Source organism: Pseudomonas sp. F8002, assembly GCF_013385495.1.
Lineage (GTDB): Bacteria > Pseudomonadota > Gammaproteobacteria > Pseudomonadales > Pseudomonadaceae > Aquipseudomonas.
The window spans coordinates 211798-230688 of the sequence record NZ_JACAPW010000003.1 but is presented as its reverse complement, the minus strand read 5'-3'; the positions used below and the strand labels follow the sequence as shown (position 1 = coordinate 230688).

The window sequence follows — 18891 nt, the reverse complement described above, 5'->3', positions numbered from 1 at the left end:
ACCGTCTTCGTTAGGTACTGCGCATTCGGCGCTGCGCTCTTTATTGAGTGCCGCGCCACCTGTGACTGCTGCTTGCACAGTCAAACCACCAAAGGCTTGAACCCTGGGTGGTGAAACTGCGCAAGACTGCGTCCAGCGGATATTCCGCGGTGAGTCTTGCGCACAAGGCTCACGACGGGCAACCGCCGTGGTTTCTTATTATCTCGCTTAGCGCTTCTTCTTGTTGGCGATGTGGATGGCATGGCCATTCACTGCCAACGCGGCTTCGTGCAGCGCTTCGGACAGGGTCGGATGGGAGAAAACCATCATGCCGATGTCTTCGGCGCTGGTGCCGAATTCCATACCGATTGCGCCTTGCTGAACCAGTTCTGCTGCGCCTGGGCCGATCACATGGACGCCCAATACGCGGTCAGTCTTGGCATCAGCGATGACTTTGACAAAACCACCGGTGTCGTTGGCTGCCATGGCACGGCCAGAAGCGGCAAACGGGAAGGTGCCGACGTTAACTTCAACGCCTTCAGCTTTCAACTGCTGTTCGTTCTTGCCGACCCATGCAATTTCCGGGTGGGTGTAGATAACCGACGGGATCAGGTCGTAGTTCATCTGGGTCTTGTGACCCTTGATGCGCTCGACAACCATGATGCCTTCTTCGGAAGCCTTGTGCGCCAGCATCATGCCGCGAACCACGTCGCCAATGGCGTAGACGCCCGGCACGGTGGTAGCGCAGTGATCGTCAACGTGGATGAAACCACGCTCGTCGATGTTCACGCCGCTGTCGGAAGCCAGCAGGTCAGTGGTCACCGGACGGCGACCAACGGCTACGATCAGCTTGTCGAAAGTGATGGTCTGTTCGCCATCCTTGTCGGTGTAGGTCACGACAACTTCTTCGCCGTTAACCTTGGAACCGGTAACACGAGCGCCCAGCTTGATGTCCAGACCTTGTTTGGTCAGGGTTTTCAGCGCTTCTTTGGACACTGCGGTGTCGGCAGCCAGCAGGAACGTGTCCAGGGCTTCCAGCACGGTCACTTCGGAACCCAGGCGGGACCAGACCGAACCCAGTTCCAGGCCGATCACGCCAGCGCCGATCACGCCCAGACGTTTTGGAACCGCCTGGAATTCCAGGGCGCCGGTCGAATCAACGATCACGTTCTGGTCAACCGGAGCCGGTGGAATGTCGATTGGACGCGAACCTGGAGCCAGGATCACGTTCTCGGCTTCGATGATTTCGGTCGAACCGTCAGGCTTGGTGATTTCAACTTTCTTGCCGGCCAGCAGTTTGCCGTGGCCTTGCAGGGAAGTAACGCCGTTGGCCTTGAACAGGGTAGCAACGCCGGAAGTCAGGCCTTTAACGATGTTGGCCTTGCGGCCGACCATCGCTGGCACGTCCATGGTCACGCCAGCGTGGTTGATGCCGTGGATGGCAAAACCGTCTTGCGCTTCGTGGAATTTCCAGGAGCTGTCCAGCAGCGCCTTGGAAGGAATGCAGCCAACGTTCAGGCAAGTACCGCCCAGCGCCAGTTTGCCTTCCTTGTCGGTGTATTTTTCGATGCAAGCAGTCGAGAGGCCCAGTTGTGCGGCCTTGATGGCGGCAACGTAGCCGCCAGGGCCTGCGCCAATCACTACAACGTCAAATTTCTGCGACATGAAAAAAAATCCTCTTTAGCTAAAAGCTTCAAGCCGTGAGCCGCACTCCGGCCTGCCTCGCGGCAGACCGGGTGGTACGGCGCACCGCCGCTTTATCAGATATCCAGCAGCAGACGAGCCGGGTCTTCCAGCAGGTTCTTGATGGTCACCAGGAAAGTCACGGCTTCTTTACCATCGATCAGGCGGTGATCGTACGACAGCGCCAGGTACATCATCGGGCGGATAACCACTTGGCCGTTGATCGCCATAGGACGCTGCAGAATGTTGTGCATGCCCAGGATCGCAGCTTGTGGCGGGTTGACGATCGGAGTCGACATCATCGAACCGAAAGTACCACCGTTGGTGATGGTGAAGGTACCACCGGTCATCTCGTCGATGGTCAGTTTGCCGTCACGGGCTTTCTTGCCGAAGTTGGCGATGCCGCCTTCGATTTCAGCCAGGCTCATCAGCTCGGCGTTACGCAGAACCGGTACCACCAGGCCACGGTCGCTGGAGACGGCAACGCCGACGTCAGCATAACCGTGGTAAACGATGTCGCCGCCGTCGATGGAAGCGTTGACTGCCGGGAAGCGTTTCAGCGCTTCGGTGGCCGCTTTCACGAAGAACGACATGAAGCCCAGGCGTACGCCGTTGTGGGACTTCTCGAACAGGTCCTTGTACTTCGAACGCAGGGCCATGACTTCGGTCATGTCGACTTCGTTGAAAGTAGTCAGCATCGCCATGTTCGACTGTGCTTCAACCAGGCGCTTGGCCACGGTGGCACGCACGCGGGTCATCGGTACGCGCTTCTCGGTGCGGTCGCCAGCGGCGAACACAGGAGCAGCGGCAGCCGGGGCAGCAGCCTTGGCAGGCGCAGCAGCTGGAGCGTTTTTCTTGGCTTCAACGGCGGCAACCACGTCTTCCTTGGTCACACGGCCATCTTTGCCGGTGCCCTTGATGGACGCCAGGTTGATGCCGTTTTCGTCAGCCAGCTGACGCGCAGCCGGTGCAGCGATTGGATCTTCGCCACCCGCAGCCGGTGCAGCAGCTGGAGCTGCGGCAGCAGCCGGTGCCGCAGCGGCGGCAGGAGCAGGAGCAGCGGCAGCAGCACCGCCCTCTTCGATCGAGCCCAGTACCTGGTTCGACAGGACGGTAGCGCCTTCTTCGGCAACGATTGCGCCCAGCACGCCGTCAGCTTCAGCCAACACTTCGAGCACGACCTTGTCGGTTTCGATGTCGACGATCAGGTCGTCACGCTTGACGGCCTCGCCTGGTTTCTTGTGCCAGGTGGCAACGGTGCCATCGGCAACCGATTCCGGGAATGACGGGGCTTTGATTTCGATAGCCATTATCTGTGGGTCCTTAAAATTCGGTTTCAGTCAGCGCGAAGGCGTTAAACAGTGAAAGCATCTTGCAGCAGTTTTTCCTGCTGTTCGGCGTGCATCGACGCATAACCACACGCAGGTGCAGCAGAAGCATCACGACCGGCGTATTCCAGGCCCAGTGCCTGTTTGTGATTGCCGATGCTGCGACGCAGATGATGCTGGCTGCTGTACCACGCGCCCTGGTTCATCGGTTCTTCCTGACACCACACCACATTGGTGAGGTTGGTGTAAGGCGCGATGGCCTCCATCAGGTCGTCTTCCGGGAACGGGTAAAGCTGCTCGATCCGCACGATGGCGATGTCTTCGCGGCCTTCGGCACGGCGTTTTTCCAGCAAATCGTAGTAAACCTTGCCGCTGCACAGGATCAGGCGAGTGACCTTGGCCGCGTCGAGGGTATCGATTTCTGAAATAACGGTCTGGAACGAACCATCCGCCAGATCTTCCAGGGTCGAGATGGCCAATTTATGACGCAGCAGCGATTTCGGCGTCAGCACTACCAGCGGCTTGCGCAGCGGGCGGATCACCTGGCGACGCAGCAAGTGGTAGATCTGGGCCGGGGTAGTCGGCACGCACACCTGGATGTTGTGCTCGGCGCACAATTGCAGGTAACGCTCCAGACGGGCCGAGGAGTGCTCCGGACCCTGACCTTCATAACCATGTGGCAGCAGCATGGTCAGACCGCACAGACGGCCCCACTTGTGCTCGCCGCTGGTGATGAACTGGTCGATAACCACCTGGGCACCGTTGGCGAAGTCGCCGAACTGGGCTTCCCAGATCACCAGCGCCTGAGGCGTGGTGGTCGAGTAACCGTATTCGAACGCCAGTACGGCTTCTTCGGACAGGAACGAATCGTACAGGTCGAAACGTGGCTGGCCTTCGTACAGGTTCTGCAACGGGATGTAGGTGCCCGCGTCTTTCTGGTTGTGCAACACAGCGTGACGGTGCGAGAACGTACCGCGGCCGATGTCCTGGCCAGTCATGCGGATCGGGTGACCTTCGAACGCCAGGGTCGCGTACGCCATGGTTTCAGCGTAACCCCAGTTGATCGGCAGGCCGCCGGCTTGCATCTTCTGACGGTCTTCGTAGATCTTCGCAACCTGGCGCTGTACGACGAAACCGTCTGGGATTTCCAGCAGCTTGGCCGACAGTTCCTGCAGGGTCTTCAGATCGAACGAGGTGTCGTGACGCGCAGTCCAGGCGTGGCCCAGGTACGGACGCCAGTCAACGAACAACTCTTTGTTCGGCTCTTTAACCAGGCTTTTCACGACATGCAGGCCGTTGTCCAGCGCGTTGCGGTATTCATCGATCTTCGCCTGAACACGTGCATCGTCCACCACGCCGGCCTTGATCAGGCTATCGGCATACAGCTCACGGGTGGTGCGCTGCTTGGTGATTTGCTGGTACATCAACGGTTGGGTGCCGCTAGGCTCATCCGCTTCGTTGTGACCGCGACGACGGTAGCAGACCAGGTCGATGACCACGTCACGCTTGAACTGCATGCGGTAATCGATGGCCAACTGGGTCACGAACAACACGGCTTCCGGATCATCACCATTCACATGGAGGATCGGCGCCTGGATCATCTTGGCAACGTCGGTCGCGTACTCGGTAGAGCGTGCGTCCAGCGGGTTGCTGATGGTGAAGCCCACCTGGTTGTTGATGACGATGTGAACGGTACCGCCGGTCTTGAAGCCGCGAGTCTGCGACATCTGGAACGTTTCCAGGACCACACCCTGACCGGCGAACGCCGCGTCACCGTGGATGGAAATCGGCAGGACCTTCTCACCGGTGGAATCGTTACGACGATCCTGGCGCGCACGTACCGACCCCTCGACCACTGGCGAAACGATCTCCAGGTGGGATGGGTTGAACGCCATGGCCAGGTGAACTTCACCGCCGGTGGTCATTACGTTGGACGAGAAGCCCTGGTGATATTTAACGTCACCGGAACCCAGCTCGACCTTCTTCTTGCCTTCGAACTCGTCGAACAGCTCGCGCGGGTTCTTGCCGAAGGTGTTGACCAGCACGTTCAAGCGGCCACGGTGGGCCATGCCGATCACGATTTCCTTGGTGCCGTAGGAACCGGAACGCTGGATCAGCTCGTCGAGCATCGGGATCAGGCTTTCGCCGCCTTCCAGGCCGAAACGCTTGGTGCCCGGGTATTTGGTGCCCAGGTATTTTTCCAGGCCTTCCGCTGCAGTGACGCGCTCGAGCAAGTGGCTCTTGACGTCCGCAGACAGCACCGGGCGACCACGCACGCCTTCAAGGCGGTGCTGGAACCAGTGGCGCTGCTCGGAATCAGTGATGTGCGTAAATTCGGCACCGATGGTGCGGCAATATGTCTGCTGCAACGCTTCGTGAATTTCGCGTAGGCTCGCTTCCTCTTTGCCGATGAACAGGTCGCCGGCACGGAAGGTCGTATCAAGATCGGCATTGGTCAAGCCGTAATGATTGATCGACAGGTCTGCAGGTGCAGGACGCTGCCACAGCCCCAGCGGGTCAAGCTGGGCTGCCTGGTGGCCACGCATACGGTAGGCCTGGATCAGTCGCAGTACTTCAACTTGCTTCTTCTCGTGCTCACTGCTCACGCTTGCGGCAGAAACCGGCTGGGCGCGGCGCTGGTTCTTTGCCAGCAGCACGAACTGATCGCGAATTGTTGCGTGCGATACATCGGTGGCAGCGTTGCCGTCTGAAGACAACGTCTGAAATTTGGTGCGCCATTCTTCTGGCACAGCGTTAGGGTCGTGCAGGTAGAGCTCATAAAGCTCTTCCACATAGGCAGCGTTACCACCTGAAAGATAGCCGCTGTTCCACATGCGCTGCATCACGCTTTCTTGCATGCTTGGTCACCCTCGATTTGGGGACACCACCGGCGAAAACACCGAGTTTGCTTGCAAAAGGCCAAGTGCAGCGACCAAAACAAGCCACTTAGGATCACGCTGATAGTTCGGGTACCAACCCGAATGCCCCTGCTTGTCTCATTTCTTCAAAATAAGAGCCGCGTCTTTGTAAGTCGCTGCTCAAGTTAAAACTACGGCGCCGGTTGAAGCCTGCGCCGTAGCATCTACGGGCACAACGGTCCTGCTTTTACTACAACGTCTGTTACACGCCGCTTTGCAGCAGCATGCTACGTACGTGACCAATGGCCTTAGTCGGGTTCAGGCCTTTGGGACATACGTTGACGCAGTTCATGATCCCGCGGCAGCGGAATACGCTGAACGGGTCATCCAGCGAAGCCAGACGCTCGGCAGTCTTGGTGTCACGGCTGTCTGCCAGGAAGCGGTACGCTTGCAGCAGGGCAGCTGGGCCCAGGAACTTGTCGGGGTTCCACCAGAAGGACGGGCAGGAAGTCGAGCAGCAAGCGCACAGGATGCACTCGTACAGACCGTCCAGCTTCTCGCGCTCTTCCGGAGTCTGCAGACGCTCGATGGCCGGAGCCGGCGTGTCGTTCTGCAGGAATGGCTTAACCTTCTCGTATTGCTTGTAGAAGATGCTCATATCGACGACCAGGTCACGGATAACCGGCAAACCTGGCAGCGGACGAACAACCAACTTGTTGCCTTTCACCACGGAAGACAGCGGCGTGATGCACGCCAGGCCGTTCTTGCCGTTGATGTTCATGCCGTCGGAGCCGCAAACACCCTCACGGCAAGAGCGACGATAGGAGAAACCTTCGTCCTGCTCTTTAACCAGGGCCAGCACGTCCAGCACCATCAGGTCCTTACCACCGGTATCGACCTGGAATTCCTGCATGAACGGCGCAGCGTCCTGATCAGGGTTGTAGCGATAAACACTGACTTTCAACATGGCAGCCACCCTTAGTAAGTCCGAATCTTCGGTTCAAACGTCGGAACCGTCTTCGGCGAGAAGTTCACGGCACGCTTGGTTACGCGCTTGTCACCCGGGAAGTACAGGGTGTGGCACAACCAGTTTTCGTCGTCGCGGTCTTCATAGTCTTCACGAGCGTGAGCACCACGGGATTCTTTACGAACCTCGGCGGCGATCGCAGTCGCTTCAGCCACTTCCAGCAGGTTTTGCAGCTCAAGGGCTTCGATTCGAGCGGTGTTGAACGCCTGGCTCTTGTCGTTGATCTTGACGTTGGCGATGCGCGTACGCAGGTCAGCCAGCTGGGCGATACCTTTCTGCATGTATTCGCCGGTACGGAACACACCGAAGTAGTTCTGCATGCAGCTTTGCAGCTCTTTGCGCAGGGAGGCGACGTCTTCGCCATCGGTACGCGAGTTCAGGCCATCCAGACGTGCCAGGGCAGCGTCGATGTCGGACTGGCGTGGACGCGCGTAATCAACGCCTTCCTTCAGGGTCTGTTCCAGGAACAGGCCGGCGGCGCGACCGAATACCACCAGGTCGAGCAGCGAGTTGCCACCCAGGCGGTTGGCACCGTGAACCGATACGCACGCCACTTCACCTACCGCGAACAGACCTGGGATGATCTGGTCGACACCGTCGGCGTCCTGGGTGATCGCCTGGCCATGAATGTTGGTGGCAACGCCGCCCATCATATAGTGGCAAGTTGGAACAACCGGGATCGGCGCAACAGCCGGATCAACGTGGGCAAAGGTCTTGGACAGCTCCATGATACCTGGCAGACGGCTGTGCAGCACTTCTTCACCGAGGTGATCGAGCTTCAGCATTACGTGGTCGCCATCGGGACCACAGCCGTTACCGGCGATGATCTCTTTAACCATGGAACGGGCTACAACGTCACGACCGGCAAGGTCTTTGGCGTTCGGAGCATAACGCTCCATGAAGCGCTCGCCGTTCTTGTTGATCAGGTAGCCACCTTCACCACGGCAACCTTCTGTAACCAGTACACCGGCGCCGGCGATGCCGGTCGGGTGGAACTGCCACATTTCGATGTCTTGTACCGGAACGCCTGCACGCAGGGCCATGCCGATACCGTCACCGGTGTTGATCAGGGCGTTGGTAGTCGAAGAGTAGATACGGCCTGCACCGCCGGTCGCCAATACGGTGGCGTTAGCCCGCACGTAAGAGGTTTCACCGGTTTCGATGCAGATAACGATCATGCCTACAAAGGCACCGTCTTCGTTCTTCACCAGGTCGACGCCGTAGTATTCGTTGAGGAATACGGTGCCGGCCTTCAGGTTGGCCTGGTACAGGGTGTGCAACAGCGCGTGACCGGTACGGTCGGCTGCGGCACAGGTACGAGCGGCCTGGCCACCCTTACCGAAGTCTTTCGACTGACCGCCGAACGGACGCTGGTAGATGCGACCCTGTTCGGTACGGGAGAACGGCAGACCCATGTGTTCCAGCTCGAAGACCGCTTCCGGGCCTACGGAGCACATGTATTCGATAGCGTCCTGGTCACCGATATAGTCGGAACCCTTGACGGTATCGTACATGTGCCAGCGCCAGTCATCGTTTGGATCGGCGGAGGCGATGGCGCACGTGATGCCACCCTGGGCCGAAACGGTGTGGGAACGGGTCGGGAACACCTTGGTGATCACGGCAGTCTTGTGACCGCCCTGGGCCAGTTGCAGCGCAGCGCGCATGCCGGCACCGCCGCCGCCAATGATGATGGCGTCGAATGAAAGCGTATTAACTGTGTTAGCCATGAATCAGATACCCCAAAGAATCTGCACACCCCAGACGAAGTAAGCGAACATCGCGACGCCGCATACTGCCTGGAAGAGAAACCGTACTGCTGTCGCGGACTTGCCCAGCGCCATCGGCGTCAGGTAGTCGGTCGCGATGGTCCACATGCCAACCCAGGCGTGAGCGCCCAGGGCTACAAGGGCCAGCAGACTGAAGATGCGCATCCCGTTGTGAGCGAACAGGCCGTGCCATTGGGCGTAGCCAATGCCAGGGTTCGCCGCGAGGTACCCGATCAGGAAGATGAAATAAGCCGCGAGAACAACCGCAGACACACGTTGCGCCATCCAGTCATAGAGGCCCGAACGCGACAGGTTCGTAACGCTGGTTACCATATCCAAACTCCCGCCAGAACGATCAGCACCACGGAAATGGCGATGACGATTTTCGAGCCCAGCTTGCCGCCTTCCAGCGTCTCACCGATACCCATGTCCATGATCAAGTGGCGAATACCGGCCACAAGGTGATAAAGCAGAGCGGACAGGAGGCCCCAGGCGACGAATTTGGCCAGCGGACTGGTCAAGCATGCCTTCACCTCGGCGTACCCTTCTTCCGAACCCAGGGATTTGCTCAATGCATAAAGCATGATGCCCAGGCCAAGAAACAGGATGATGCCGGATACACGGTGCAGGAACGACGTTACGCCGGTGATGGGGAGTTTGATGGTCCTTAGGTCTAGGTTTACAGGTCGTTGGCTATTCACGGCTTTTTTTCACACTGAAGAGCCCCTAACAATCAGGGCAAAGTTGTTGGGGAGTGCACTGGTCAGGTAACCACCACCCAGGGAGTGCGACCCCCATCAAAACGGGCCCAAAAGCCCCTGGCGGTCGGAGGCCGAGTATAGACAGTTAGGCAACTAATGACAACGCGCACTCCTCACCCTAATAGCGCATTGCGCTGGCGGCATAAAAGGCGTAAATGGCAGGTAATTTCGAGGAAAAAGTACGGTTAAAGCCTTCTGGAGCAAGACTTTAGGCAAATTGACATCTGAATTTATCTCACTATAGTGGTGCGGGCCCTGCGTGGGGGGTCTGTCTGATGATTTGAAGCATAAATAGGAGGCCACATGGCTGACAAAAAAGCGCAGTTGATCATCGAGGGCGCAGCCCCCGTCGAGCTGCCCATTTTAACCGGCACCGTTGGTCCCGATGTTATCGACGTACGGGGCCTGACGGCCACGGGCCGTTTTACATTCGACCCAGGCTTCATGTCGACCGCCTCATGCGAGTCGAAGATCACCTATATCGACGGTGATAACGGTATCCTGCTGCACCGCGGCTACCCGATCGAACAGCTTGCTGAACAGTCGGACTACCTGGAAACCTGCTACCTGCTGCTTAATGGCGAATTGCCAACAGCTGAGCAAAAGGCCCAGTTTGTCAGCACCGTGAAGAACCACACCATGGTTCACGAGCAGTTGAAGACCTTCTTCAACGGCTTCCGTCGCGACGCCCACCCGATGGCCGTCATGTGCGGCGTAGTCGGCGCCCTGTCGGCCTTCTATCACGACTCCCTGGACATCAATAACCCGCAGCATCGCGAAATCTCCGCGATCCGCCTGGTTGCCAAGATGCCGACCCTGGCCGCAATGGTTTACAAGTACTCCATGGGCCAACCCATGATGTACCCGCGCAACGACCTGACGTACGCGGAAAACTTCCTGCACATGATGTTCAACACCCCGTGCGAGATCAAACCGATCAGCCCGGTGCTGGCCGCCGCGATGGACAAGATCTTCATCCTCCACGCCGACCACGAACAGAACGCCTCGACCTCTACCGTGCGCCTGGCGGGCTCCTCGGGCGCCAACCCGTTCGCCTGTATCGCCGCCGGTATCGCCGCACTGTGGGGCCCTGCCCACGGCGGTGCGAACGAAGCCGTATTGACCATGCTCGATGAAATCGGCGATGTCTCGAACATCGACAAGTTCATCGCCAAGGCCAAGGACAAGAACGATCCGTTCAAGTTGATGGGCTTCGGTCACCGGGTCTACAAGAACCGCGACCCGCGCGCCACCGTAATGAAGAAGACCTGCGACGAAGTGTTGAAGGAACTGGGCATCAAGAACGATCCGCAACTCGAACTGGCCATGCGCCTGGAAGAGATCGCCCTGACCGACCCGTACTTCATCGAGCGCTCGCTGTACCCGAACGTCGACTTCTACTCGGGGATCATCCTCAAGGCGATCGGCATTCCAACCAGCATGTTCACCGTGATCTTCGCCCTGGCGCGGACCGTGGGCTGGATCTCCCACTGGAAAGAAATGCTCTCCAGCCCGTACAAGATTGGCCGTCCGCGCCAGCTGTACACCGGCTACGAGTCGCGTGACATCACCAAGCTGGAAGACCGCAAGTAAGCTGATCGCTACTTGGCTACACCGAAAACGGCCTCCTTTGATAGGGAGGCCGTTTTTATTTGTGCCGGATTTGAGAAACAGTTTTGTCGTATCTGTTACCAATAAAGGCAAAAAAAAGCCCCGATCTCACGACCGGGGCATTTTTTTTGTAACTGTTACAGGCTTAGTGGCTAACCGCCCCACTCGCCCCCAGGCCAGTCTGCGAACGCACAAACTGCGGGAAGTACAGCGCACGTTCCTTCTCTGCCGCCGCCGACTTGTCGGTGATGGAGAAGAACCAGATGCCGATGAACGCAATGATCATCGAGAACAGCGCCGGGTACTCGTAAGGGAAGATCGCCTTCTCATGGTGCAGGATCGAGACCCAGATGGTTGGACCGAGGATCATCAGGCCAACGGCACTGATCAAGCCCAGCCAGCCACCAATCATCGCACCGCGAGTGGTGAGGTTTTTCCAGTACATGGAAAGCAGCAGCACCGGGAAGTTACAGCTGGCCGCAATGGAGAACGCCAGGCCCACCATGAACGCGATGTTCTGGCTTTCAAACAGGATGCCCAAGCCAATCGCCAGTACTGCCAGGGCGATGGTGGTGATCTTCGATACGCGAATCTCATCCTTCTCGTTGGCCTTGCCTTTCTTGATCACGCTGGCGTACAGGTCATGGGACACCGCCGAAGCACCCGCGAGGGTCAAACCGGCAACCACTGCCAGGATGGTGGCAAACGCCACGGCCGAGATGAAGCCCAGGAAGATACTGCCGCCCACCGCGTTGGCCAGGTGCACCGCCGCCATGTTGTTACCGCCGAGCAAGGCACCTGCAGCATCCTTGAACGCCGGGTTGGTGCTGACCAGCAGGATCGCGCCGAAGCCGATGATGAAGGTCAGGATATAGAAGTAGCCGATGAAGCCAGTGGCATACAGCACGCTCTTGCGAGCTTCCTTTGCGTCACTCACGGTGAAGAAGCGCATCAGGATGTGCGGCAGGCCGGCGGTACCGAACATCAGTGCCAGGCCGAGGGAGAACGCCGAAATCGGGTCTTTCACCAGGCCGCCCGGGCTCATGATCGCTTCACCTTTAGGGTGAACCTTGATCGCCTCGGCAAACAGCATGTTGAAGTCGAAGTTGACGTGTTTCATCACCATCAGCGCCATGAACGAGGCACCGGACAGCAACAGCACTGCCTTGATGATCTGCACCCAGGTGGTCGCCAGCATGCCGCCGAACAACACATAGAGGCACATCAGGATGCCCACCAGGATCACCGCGACGTGATAATCCAGGCCGAACAGCAGCTGGATCAGCTTGCCCGCGCCAACCATCTGCGCGATCAGGTAGAACGCCACCACCACCAAAGAGCCACAGGCCGACAGGCTGCGGATCTGGGTTTGCCCCAGGCGATAGGACGCCACGTCGGCAAAGGTGTATTTGCCCAGGTTACGCAGGCGCTCGGCGATCAGGAACAGAATGATCGGCCAGCCCACCAGGAAGCCGATCGAGTAGATCAGGCCGTCGTAGCCGGAGGTGAACACCAGCGCGGAAATCCCCAGGAAGGAGGCTGCCGACATGTAGTCACCGGCAATCGCCAGACCGTTCTGGAACCCGGTGATCTTGCCGCCGGCCGCATAGTAGTCGGCCGCCGACTTGTTGCGCTTGGACGCCCAGTAGGTGATGCACAAGGTCGCGCCGACGAAGGCCACGAACATCAGGATCGCTGCGATATTCAGCGGTTGTTTATGCACTTCGCCGGTCAGTGCATCGGCCGCCCAAATGGCAGGTGCAAAGGCCGAAGCGCCGAGTACAGCCAATAGACGACGGATCATTGCGCAGCCTCCTTGAGAATCGCATTGTTCAAGTCGTCGAATTCGCCGTTGGCGCGTCGTACATAGATGCCGGTGAGGACGAAGGCCGACACAATCAGCCCGACCCCGATCGGGATCCCCCACGTAATGGACGAACCGGGGCTGATCTTGGCCCCCAGTATTTGCGGCCCATAGGCAATCAGAAGAATGAAAGCGGAGTAAAGCCCAAGCATGATTGCCGAGAGAATCCAGGCGAATCTTTCCCTTTTACTAACCAGCTCCTTGAAACGCGGGCTGTTTTGAATCGAGAGGTAAATGCTGTCGTTCATTGTTTTTATCCTCGCAGCACAGCTTTTTATTATTGGAACATATCCACTGTATGCGGCTGAGGAACAGGTTCCAGACGACCTTAGTAGTAGAAGGAGTGTAGCGAGGGATATTGAAGGTGCAGGAATAATTGCGGGGGCGAAATAATGTGGGAGCCGGGCTTGCCCGCGATGGGATCACCTCGATACATCAAGTGCACCGAGGCGTCTGCATCGCAGGCAAGCCAGCTCCCACAAGAGACTTACTTAGCAGTCCACTCGGCGACGCGCTCAGGGTGCTTGGCCACCCAGTCCTTGGCCGCCGCTTCAGGCTTGGCGCCCTCTTGGATCGCCAGCATGACTTCGCCGATTTCATCCTTGGAGGCCCACTGGAATTTCTTCAGGAACGCCACGACTTCCGGGGCTTTCTTTTCCAGGCCTTTGCTGCCGATGCTGTTGACGGTCTCAGCAGCACCATAAATTCCTTTTGGGTCGTCCAGGAAACGCAGTTTCCACTTGGCGAACATCCAGTGTGGCACCCAGCCGGTGACCGCAATGGATTCCTGTTTGTCTTCGGCACGGGTCAACTCGGCGATCATCGCCGCGCCCGAGCTGGCTTGCAGCTTGTAGTCCAGGCCATAGGCCTTGATTGCTTCGTCGGTCTTGAGCATCACACCTGAACCGGCGTCGATACCCACGATCTTGTTCTTGAAGGTGGTGTCGGTCTTGAGGTCTTCGATGGATTTGGCTTTCACGTACTCAGGCACGATCAGGCCGATCTTGGCGTCCTTGAAGTTGGGGCCGTAGTCGACCACCTTGTCCTTGTTCTTGGCCCAGTATTCACCGTGGGTCACCGGCAACCAGGCGGAGAGCATGGCGTCGAGTTTGCCGGTGGCCACGCCTTGCCACATGATCCCGGTGGCGACCGCTTGCAGTTTCACGTCATAACCGAGCTTTTGCTTGATCACTTCTGCCGCCACGTGGGTGGTGGCGACACTGTCCGACCAGCCATCCACATAGCCGATGCTCAGGGTTTTGCTGTCGGCGCTGGCCAGTGTGGAGCTCATCGCAACTACCAGAGTGGCAGCTGCGCCCAAGAGTCGTCGCATCTTCATAGTGCTTCCCCGAAAGTGCTGCGCCCGGCGGATGCCGAGCGACGTCAACCTGTTGTTATGTGGTGCACCGCGCCCCCTTCACGCGCATCGATCACGTGGTTGCCTCATCAGTGGAGGGCTGACACTTCGATCATCAACCTGCTGCCACAAGCGACCTGCTCTGACTGCGACCTCAGGTAAGCAAGAAACGACATCACATCGCCAGCAGGATGATTTGTAGGACATTCACCGACGATCCCGCCCGAACTTTGCATGTCAAAATTATGCGGCCCCACTGGGACGGCTCAAATCCGGGTAAGATGCGCGCCTTTGCCCCCAGACGGCCTGATCATGCCCGCGACTGCACGTTTCCCGCTCCTGCCCTATTTATTTGCCCTGATCCTCGGTGTGCTGGCCCTCGGCGGCTATTGGTACAGCCTTGGCCAACCGGTGGTGCTGCCGGACGTGGCCAGCGCCAGCCACAAGCTGCAATGTGCGTCCTACACGCCCTTCGACAAAGACCAGTCGCCGTTCGACCAGCCGTTCAAACTGCGCCCCGAGCGCATGGACGCCGACCTGGCGTTGCTGGCCACCCGCTTCGAATGCATTCGCACCTACTCCCAGACCGGCCTTGAAGACTTGCCGACACTGGCGCGCAAACACGGCCTGAAGCTGATGAGCGGCGCATGGGTAAGCAGTGATCCGGTGGCCACCGCCAAGGAAGTCGAGGCACTGATCGCTTCTGCCAATGCCAACCCCGACGTCGTCACCTCGGTGATCGTCGGCAACGAAACCCTGCTGCGCAAGGAAGTCACTGCCGCGCAGTTGGTCAAGTTGATCCATCACGTCAAGGACCATATCAAGCAACCGGTCACCTACGCCGATGTGTGGGAGTTCTGGCTGCAACACCCGGAAATCGCCCCGGCCGTGGACTTCCTGACCATCCACCTGCTGCCGTACTGGGAAGATGACCCCTCGGGCATCGACCAGGCGCTCAAGCACGTGGGCGATGTGCGCCAGACCTTCGGCAACAAGTTCGCCCCCAAGGACGTGATGATCGGCGAGACCGGCTGGCCGAGCGAAGGCCGCCAGCGGGAAACGGCGGTGCCGAGCCGGGTCAACGAAGCGAAATTCATGCGCGGGTTCGTGGCCATGGCCGAAGCCAATGGCTGGCACTACAACCTGATCGAAGCCTTTGACCAGCCGTGGAAACGTGCCAGTGAAGGGGCGGTGGGTGGTTACTGGGGCCTGTTTGATGCGGACCGCCAGGACAAGGGCGTGCTCGCCGGCCCGGTGACCAATGTGCCGTACTGGCCGCTGTGGCTGGGGGTTGGCGGGATTATCCTGCTGGGCACGCTGCTGCTGGGTGGCCGCGTGCGCACGGCCCGGGCTGCGTTGTTGTTGCCGTTGCTGGGCGCCGTGGCGGCCTGCTCGATCGGCACCTGGGCCGAGTTGAACCGGGTCACCGCGCGCTTCACGGATGAGTGGGTGTGGGCTGGATTGCTGGTGGCCTTGAACCTTGCGGTACTGGCTCACGCCGCCCTGGCGTTGAGTGCGCGAGAAGGTTGGCGCGAACGCGCCTTCAACTGGCTGGAGCAGCGCGCTGGCTGGCTGGTGGCAATCGCCGGGTTTGCCAGTGCGGTCATGATGCTGGCGCTGGTATTTGACCCGCGTTACCGCAGCTTCCCGAGTGCCGCGCTGGTGCTGCCGGCGCTGGTGTACCTGGTGCGTCCGGTGAGCGGGCTGCGGCGGGAGATTGCGTTGCTGGCGTTCATCATCGGTGCCGGCATTGCGCCGCAGTTGTTCCGTGAAGGGTTGATGAACCAGCAGGCGTGGGGTTGGGCGGTGGTGAGCCTGCTCATGGTTGCAGCCTTGTGGCGTTGCTTGCGGGTGCGCAAGGCTTAAGACCGCTTTCGCGAGCAAGCCCGCTCCCACACTCGACCGCATTCCAAGGGGATGTACTCGGTCAAATGTGGGAGCGGGCTTGCTCGCGAAGAGGCCCTGTCAGGCAACGCGAGGCTTACGGACCAACCGCAACCCCGCAATCACCACCGCAAACACCGCAAAGGTCGTGTTGTACAACGCCAACGCCGGAAACCCGAACACCAGCGCCAACACGGCCAATCCCCACCCGGCCCGGCCCGGCACGAAAAACGCCAGCACCGCCGTGACCAGCGCCGCCCAGCCCAGCACCTTGAAGTGAATCATCAACCCCAGGTTGGAACGCACCTGGCATTCCCAGCGGCTGGCTTCGTCGGCGCAAATGCCCACCCAACGGCCATCCTCCATGAATCCGTAACGCGCGCCATAACTGGCGGCCAGCCAAAGCGGCAGGGCAATAAGCAACAGGATCAGCGGAAAACGGCGGGACATGGGGCACTCCGATAGGCGAAAACGGCGCCCAGCTTAATCCCCCGGTGGCCGTTGGCAAGTTTTGCAAACAGATAAGTGTTCATTAAGGCGTGCCAAAGTGTATCGTCTCGCTACTATTACCCCGATTCCGACGTTTTTTCCGACTTTTAGTGCCGAAGGCTGGCACTTCGGCAGCAACGCGGTGGTCATAGCCTGCGAACTCCACTTCAGCACGTTTTCCTCTTAGGGATTTAGTCATGCTCCGTTCCTTGCGCTGTGCGGCCCTGTTGGGCAGCCTTTTTCTGAGTGCGTCAGCACTGGCGGTCGATATCGACCAGGCCAGCTATGGCTACCCTTTGACCAACCCGTTTGAAGCGACCATCGCCACCACCCCGCCGAACCTGCGGCCGGAACTGCCATCGGACGATCAAATCAATCAGTCCGACTACACCCTGACGATGCGTCCCGAGCGCGAGTTCAGCCTGCCTGACAACTTCTGGGCGGTGAAGAAACTCACCTACCGCATCGCCAAGCAGGACCGTGCCGCACCGCTGATCTTCCTGATCGCCGGCACCGGCGCACGCTTTGACAGCACCATCAACGAATACCTGAAAAAGCTCTACTACAAGGCCGGCTACCACGTCGTCCAGCTGTCGTCCCCCACCAGCTTCGACTTCATTGCCGCCGCCTCGCGCTTCGCCACTCCCGGCATCAGCCAGGAAGACGCCGAAGACATGTACCGCGTGATGCAGGCCGTACGCGCGCAAAACCCGACGCTGCCCGTGACCGACTTCTACCTCACCGGCTACAGCCTCGGCGCCCTCGACGCAGCCTTTGTCAGCAAGCTGGACGAAACCCGTCGCAGCTTCAATTTCAAGAAAGTCCTGCTGCTGAACCCGCCGGTCAACCTCTATACCTCGATCACCAACCTCGACAAGCTGGTGCAGACCGAGGTCAAGGGCATCAACAACAGCACCACCTTCTATGAACTGGTGTTGAACAAACTGACCCGCTACTTCCAGCAAAAGGGCTACATCGACCTCAACGATGCCCTGCTCTACGACTTCCAGAACTCCAAGGAACACCTGACCAACGAACAGATGGCGATGCTGATCGGCACTTCGTTCCGCTTCTCGGCGGCCGACATTGCCTTCACCTCGGACCTGATCAACCGTCGCGGCCTGATCATCCCGCCCAAGTACCCGATCAGCGAAGGCACCAGCCTCACGCCGTTCCTCAAGCGTGCGCTGCAGTGCGACTTCGACTGCTACCTCACCGAACAGGTGATCCCGATGTGGCGCGCCCGTTCCGACGGCGGCAGCCTGCTGCAACTGGTTGACCAGGTCAGCCTGTATGCCCTCAAGGACTACCTGCACGACAGCCCGAAAATCGCCGTCATGCACAACGCCGACGACGTGATCCTGGGCCCTGGCGACCTTGGCTTCCTGCGTAAAACCTTCGGCGATCGCTTGACCGTCTACCCCCTGGGCGGCCATTGCGGCAACCTCAACTACCGCGTCAACGCCGACGCCATGCTGGAGTTCTTCCGTGGCTAAATATCTTCTGCTGCTCGCCGCCCTGATGTGCGCGGGCGTGGCCAATGCCGACAACAGCAAGGCCCACACGCCAACCGTAGTGGACTCCGACGGCTTCAAGGAGCCCCTGAGCCACCTCAAGTTCAACCCTGGCCTGGACCAGCGTGAGTTCGAGCGCTCGTCGGTCAACGCGCTGAATGTCTACGACCCGCTGGAGTCGTGGAACCGCCGGGTCTACCACTTCAACTACCGCTTCGACCAGTGGGTGTTCCTGCCCGTGGTGGACGGTTACCGCTATGTCACCCCGAGCTTCCTGCGTACCGGCGTCAGCAACTTCTTCAACAACCTCGGGGATGTACCCAACCTGCTGAACAGCCTGCTGCAGCTCAAGGGCCATCGTTCCCTGGAAACCACCGGGCGCCTGCTGCTCAACACCACCATCGGCATCGCCGGCCTGTGGGACCCGGCCACCGCCATGGGCCTGCCGCGCCAGAGCGAAGACTTCGGCCAGACCCTGGGCTTCTACGGTGTACCGGGCGGCGCCTACCTGGTGCTGCCGCTGTTTGGTCCGTCGAACCTGCGGGATACCACCGGCCTGCTGGTGGACTACGGCGCCGAGACCGAGATCAACTTCCTGAACGTGTCCAAGGTCAGCGAAAACCACCCGGAAATCTGGGCCCTGCGCGCCGTCGACAAGCGCTACCAGACCAGCTTCCGCTACGGCCAGATGAACTCGCCGTTCGAGTATGAAAAGGTGCGCTACGTGTACACCGAGGCGCGCAAGTTGCAGATCGCCGAGTAATGCCCCG

Annotated in this window: 15 protein-coding genes; 4 read left to right on the top strand and 11 right to left on the bottom strand. The window is 59.2% G+C overall.

From position 1 onward, the window contains the following. Nucleotides 1-207 precede the first annotated feature (207 nt). The 7 genes from lpdA to sdhC all read right to left on the bottom strand — a co-directional run bounded on the left by lpdA (nucleotide 208) and on the right by sdhC (nucleotide 9342). The gene (lpdA, locus tag HX811_RS06105) at nucleotides 208-1644 is read right to left on the bottom strand and encodes a dihydrolipoyl dehydrogenase (protein ID WP_003210568.1); all 1437 of its coding nucleotides are present in this window, start codon (nucleotides 1642-1644) and stop codon (nucleotides 208-210) included. Between the two features lie 95 nt (nucleotides 1645-1739). Beyond that, nucleotides 1740-2972: a 2-oxoglutarate dehydrogenase complex dihydrolipoyllysine-residue succinyltransferase gene (odhB, locus tag HX811_RS06100; protein ID WP_008434003.1), complete on the bottom strand. Its 1233-nt coding sequence runs from the start codon at nucleotides 2970-2972 to the stop codon at nucleotides 1740-1742. A gap of 44 nt (nucleotides 2973-3016) precedes the next feature. Further along, the gene (locus HX811_RS06095; protein ID WP_003210570.1) at nucleotides 3017-5848 is read right to left on the bottom strand and encodes a 2-oxoglutarate dehydrogenase E1 component; all 2832 of its coding nucleotides are present in this window, start codon (nucleotides 5846-5848) and stop codon (nucleotides 3017-3019) included. Between the two features lie 262 nt (nucleotides 5849-6110). Further along, nucleotides 6111-6815: a succinate dehydrogenase iron-sulfur subunit gene (locus tag HX811_RS06090; protein WP_003210571.1), complete on the bottom strand. Its 705-nt coding sequence runs from the start codon at nucleotides 6813-6815 to the stop codon at nucleotides 6111-6113. A gap of 11 nt (nucleotides 6816-6826) precedes the next feature. Continuing rightward, a complete protein-coding gene (gene sdhA / locus HX811_RS06085) occupies nucleotides 6827-8602 on the bottom strand; it encodes a succinate dehydrogenase flavoprotein subunit (RefSeq protein WP_003210572.1) in 1776 nt (591 codons plus the stop codon). 3 nt (nucleotides 8603-8605) lie between these two features. After that, nucleotides 8606-8974: a succinate dehydrogenase, hydrophobic membrane anchor protein gene (gene sdhD / locus HX811_RS06080; RefSeq protein WP_003210573.1), complete on the bottom strand. Its 369-nt coding sequence runs from the start codon at nucleotides 8972-8974 to the stop codon at nucleotides 8606-8608. Next, nucleotides 8968-9342 carry a succinate dehydrogenase, cytochrome b556 subunit gene (gene sdhC / locus HX811_RS06075; protein WP_008433998.1) on the bottom strand — a complete coding sequence of 125 codons (375 nt, stop codon included), beginning with the start codon at nucleotides 9340-9342 and terminating at the stop codon, nucleotides 8968-8970. Before sdhC ends, sdhD begins: the two co-directional genes overlap by 7 nt. Before the next feature lie 363 nt (nucleotides 9343-9705). On the opposite strand from sdhC, the gene gltA reads away from it, so the two are divergent. Continuing rightward, the gene (gltA, locus tag HX811_RS06070; RefSeq protein WP_003210575.1) at nucleotides 9706-10995 is read left to right on the top strand and encodes a citrate synthase; all 1290 of its coding nucleotides are present in this window, start codon (nucleotides 9706-9708) and stop codon (nucleotides 10993-10995) included. Between the two features lie 163 nt (nucleotides 10996-11158). Here the strand turns inward: gltA and HX811_RS06065 are convergent, their stop codons facing one another. From HX811_RS06065 to HX811_RS06055, 3 genes are all read right to left on the bottom strand, one after another. Beyond that, on the bottom strand, nucleotides 11159-12817 hold the full coding sequence (locus tag HX811_RS06065) for a cation acetate symporter (protein WP_177045213.1): 1659 nt from the start codon (nucleotides 12815-12817) through the stop codon (nucleotides 11159-11161). Then, nucleotides 12814-13125 (bottom strand): DUF485 domain-containing protein, encoded by a 312-nt coding sequence (locus tag HX811_RS06060; protein ID WP_003210577.1) that lies wholly within the window; start codon nucleotides 13123-13125, stop codon nucleotides 12814-12816. The genes HX811_RS06065 and HX811_RS06060 overlap by 4 nt, the downstream gene beginning before the upstream one ends. Nucleotides 13126-13364: 239 nt before the next feature. Continuing rightward, complete coding sequence (locus tag HX811_RS06055; protein ID WP_008433997.1) at nucleotides 13365-14216, bottom strand: glycine betaine ABC transporter substrate-binding protein; 852 nt, start codon at nucleotides 14214-14216, stop codon at nucleotides 13365-13367. A 330-nt stretch (nucleotides 14217-14546) separates the two neighbouring features. Here HX811_RS06055 and HX811_RS06050 point away from each other — a divergent pair, with 330 nt between their 5' ends. Continuing rightward, nucleotides 14547-16100, top strand: coding sequence for a glycosyl hydrolase family 17 protein (locus HX811_RS06050; protein ID WP_177045211.1), 1554 nt, complete (start codon nucleotides 14547-14549; stop codon nucleotides 16098-16100). A gap of 99 nt (nucleotides 16101-16199) precedes the next feature. Here HX811_RS06050 and HX811_RS06045 read toward each other — a convergent pair whose 3' ends face one another. Next, nucleotides 16200-16568 carry a hypothetical protein gene (locus HX811_RS06045; protein ID WP_003210580.1) on the bottom strand — a complete coding sequence of 123 codons (369 nt, stop codon included), beginning with the start codon at nucleotides 16566-16568 and terminating at the stop codon, nucleotides 16200-16202. 236 nt (nucleotides 16569-16804) lie between these two features. Here HX811_RS06045 and HX811_RS06040 point away from each other — a divergent pair, with 236 nt between their 5' ends. Both HX811_RS06040 and HX811_RS06035 read left to right on the top strand, forming a co-directional pair. Continuing rightward, the gene (locus tag HX811_RS06040) at nucleotides 16805-18103 is read left to right on the top strand and encodes a hypothetical protein (protein WP_003210581.1); all 1299 of its coding nucleotides are present in this window, start codon (nucleotides 16805-16807) and stop codon (nucleotides 18101-18103) included. Next, nucleotides 18096-18884, top strand: coding sequence for a VacJ family lipoprotein (locus HX811_RS06035; RefSeq protein WP_003210582.1), 789 nt, complete (start codon nucleotides 18096-18098; stop codon nucleotides 18882-18884). The genes HX811_RS06040 and HX811_RS06035 overlap by 8 nt, the downstream gene beginning before the upstream one ends. The last annotated feature ends 7 nt before the right edge of the window (nucleotides 18885-18891 follow it).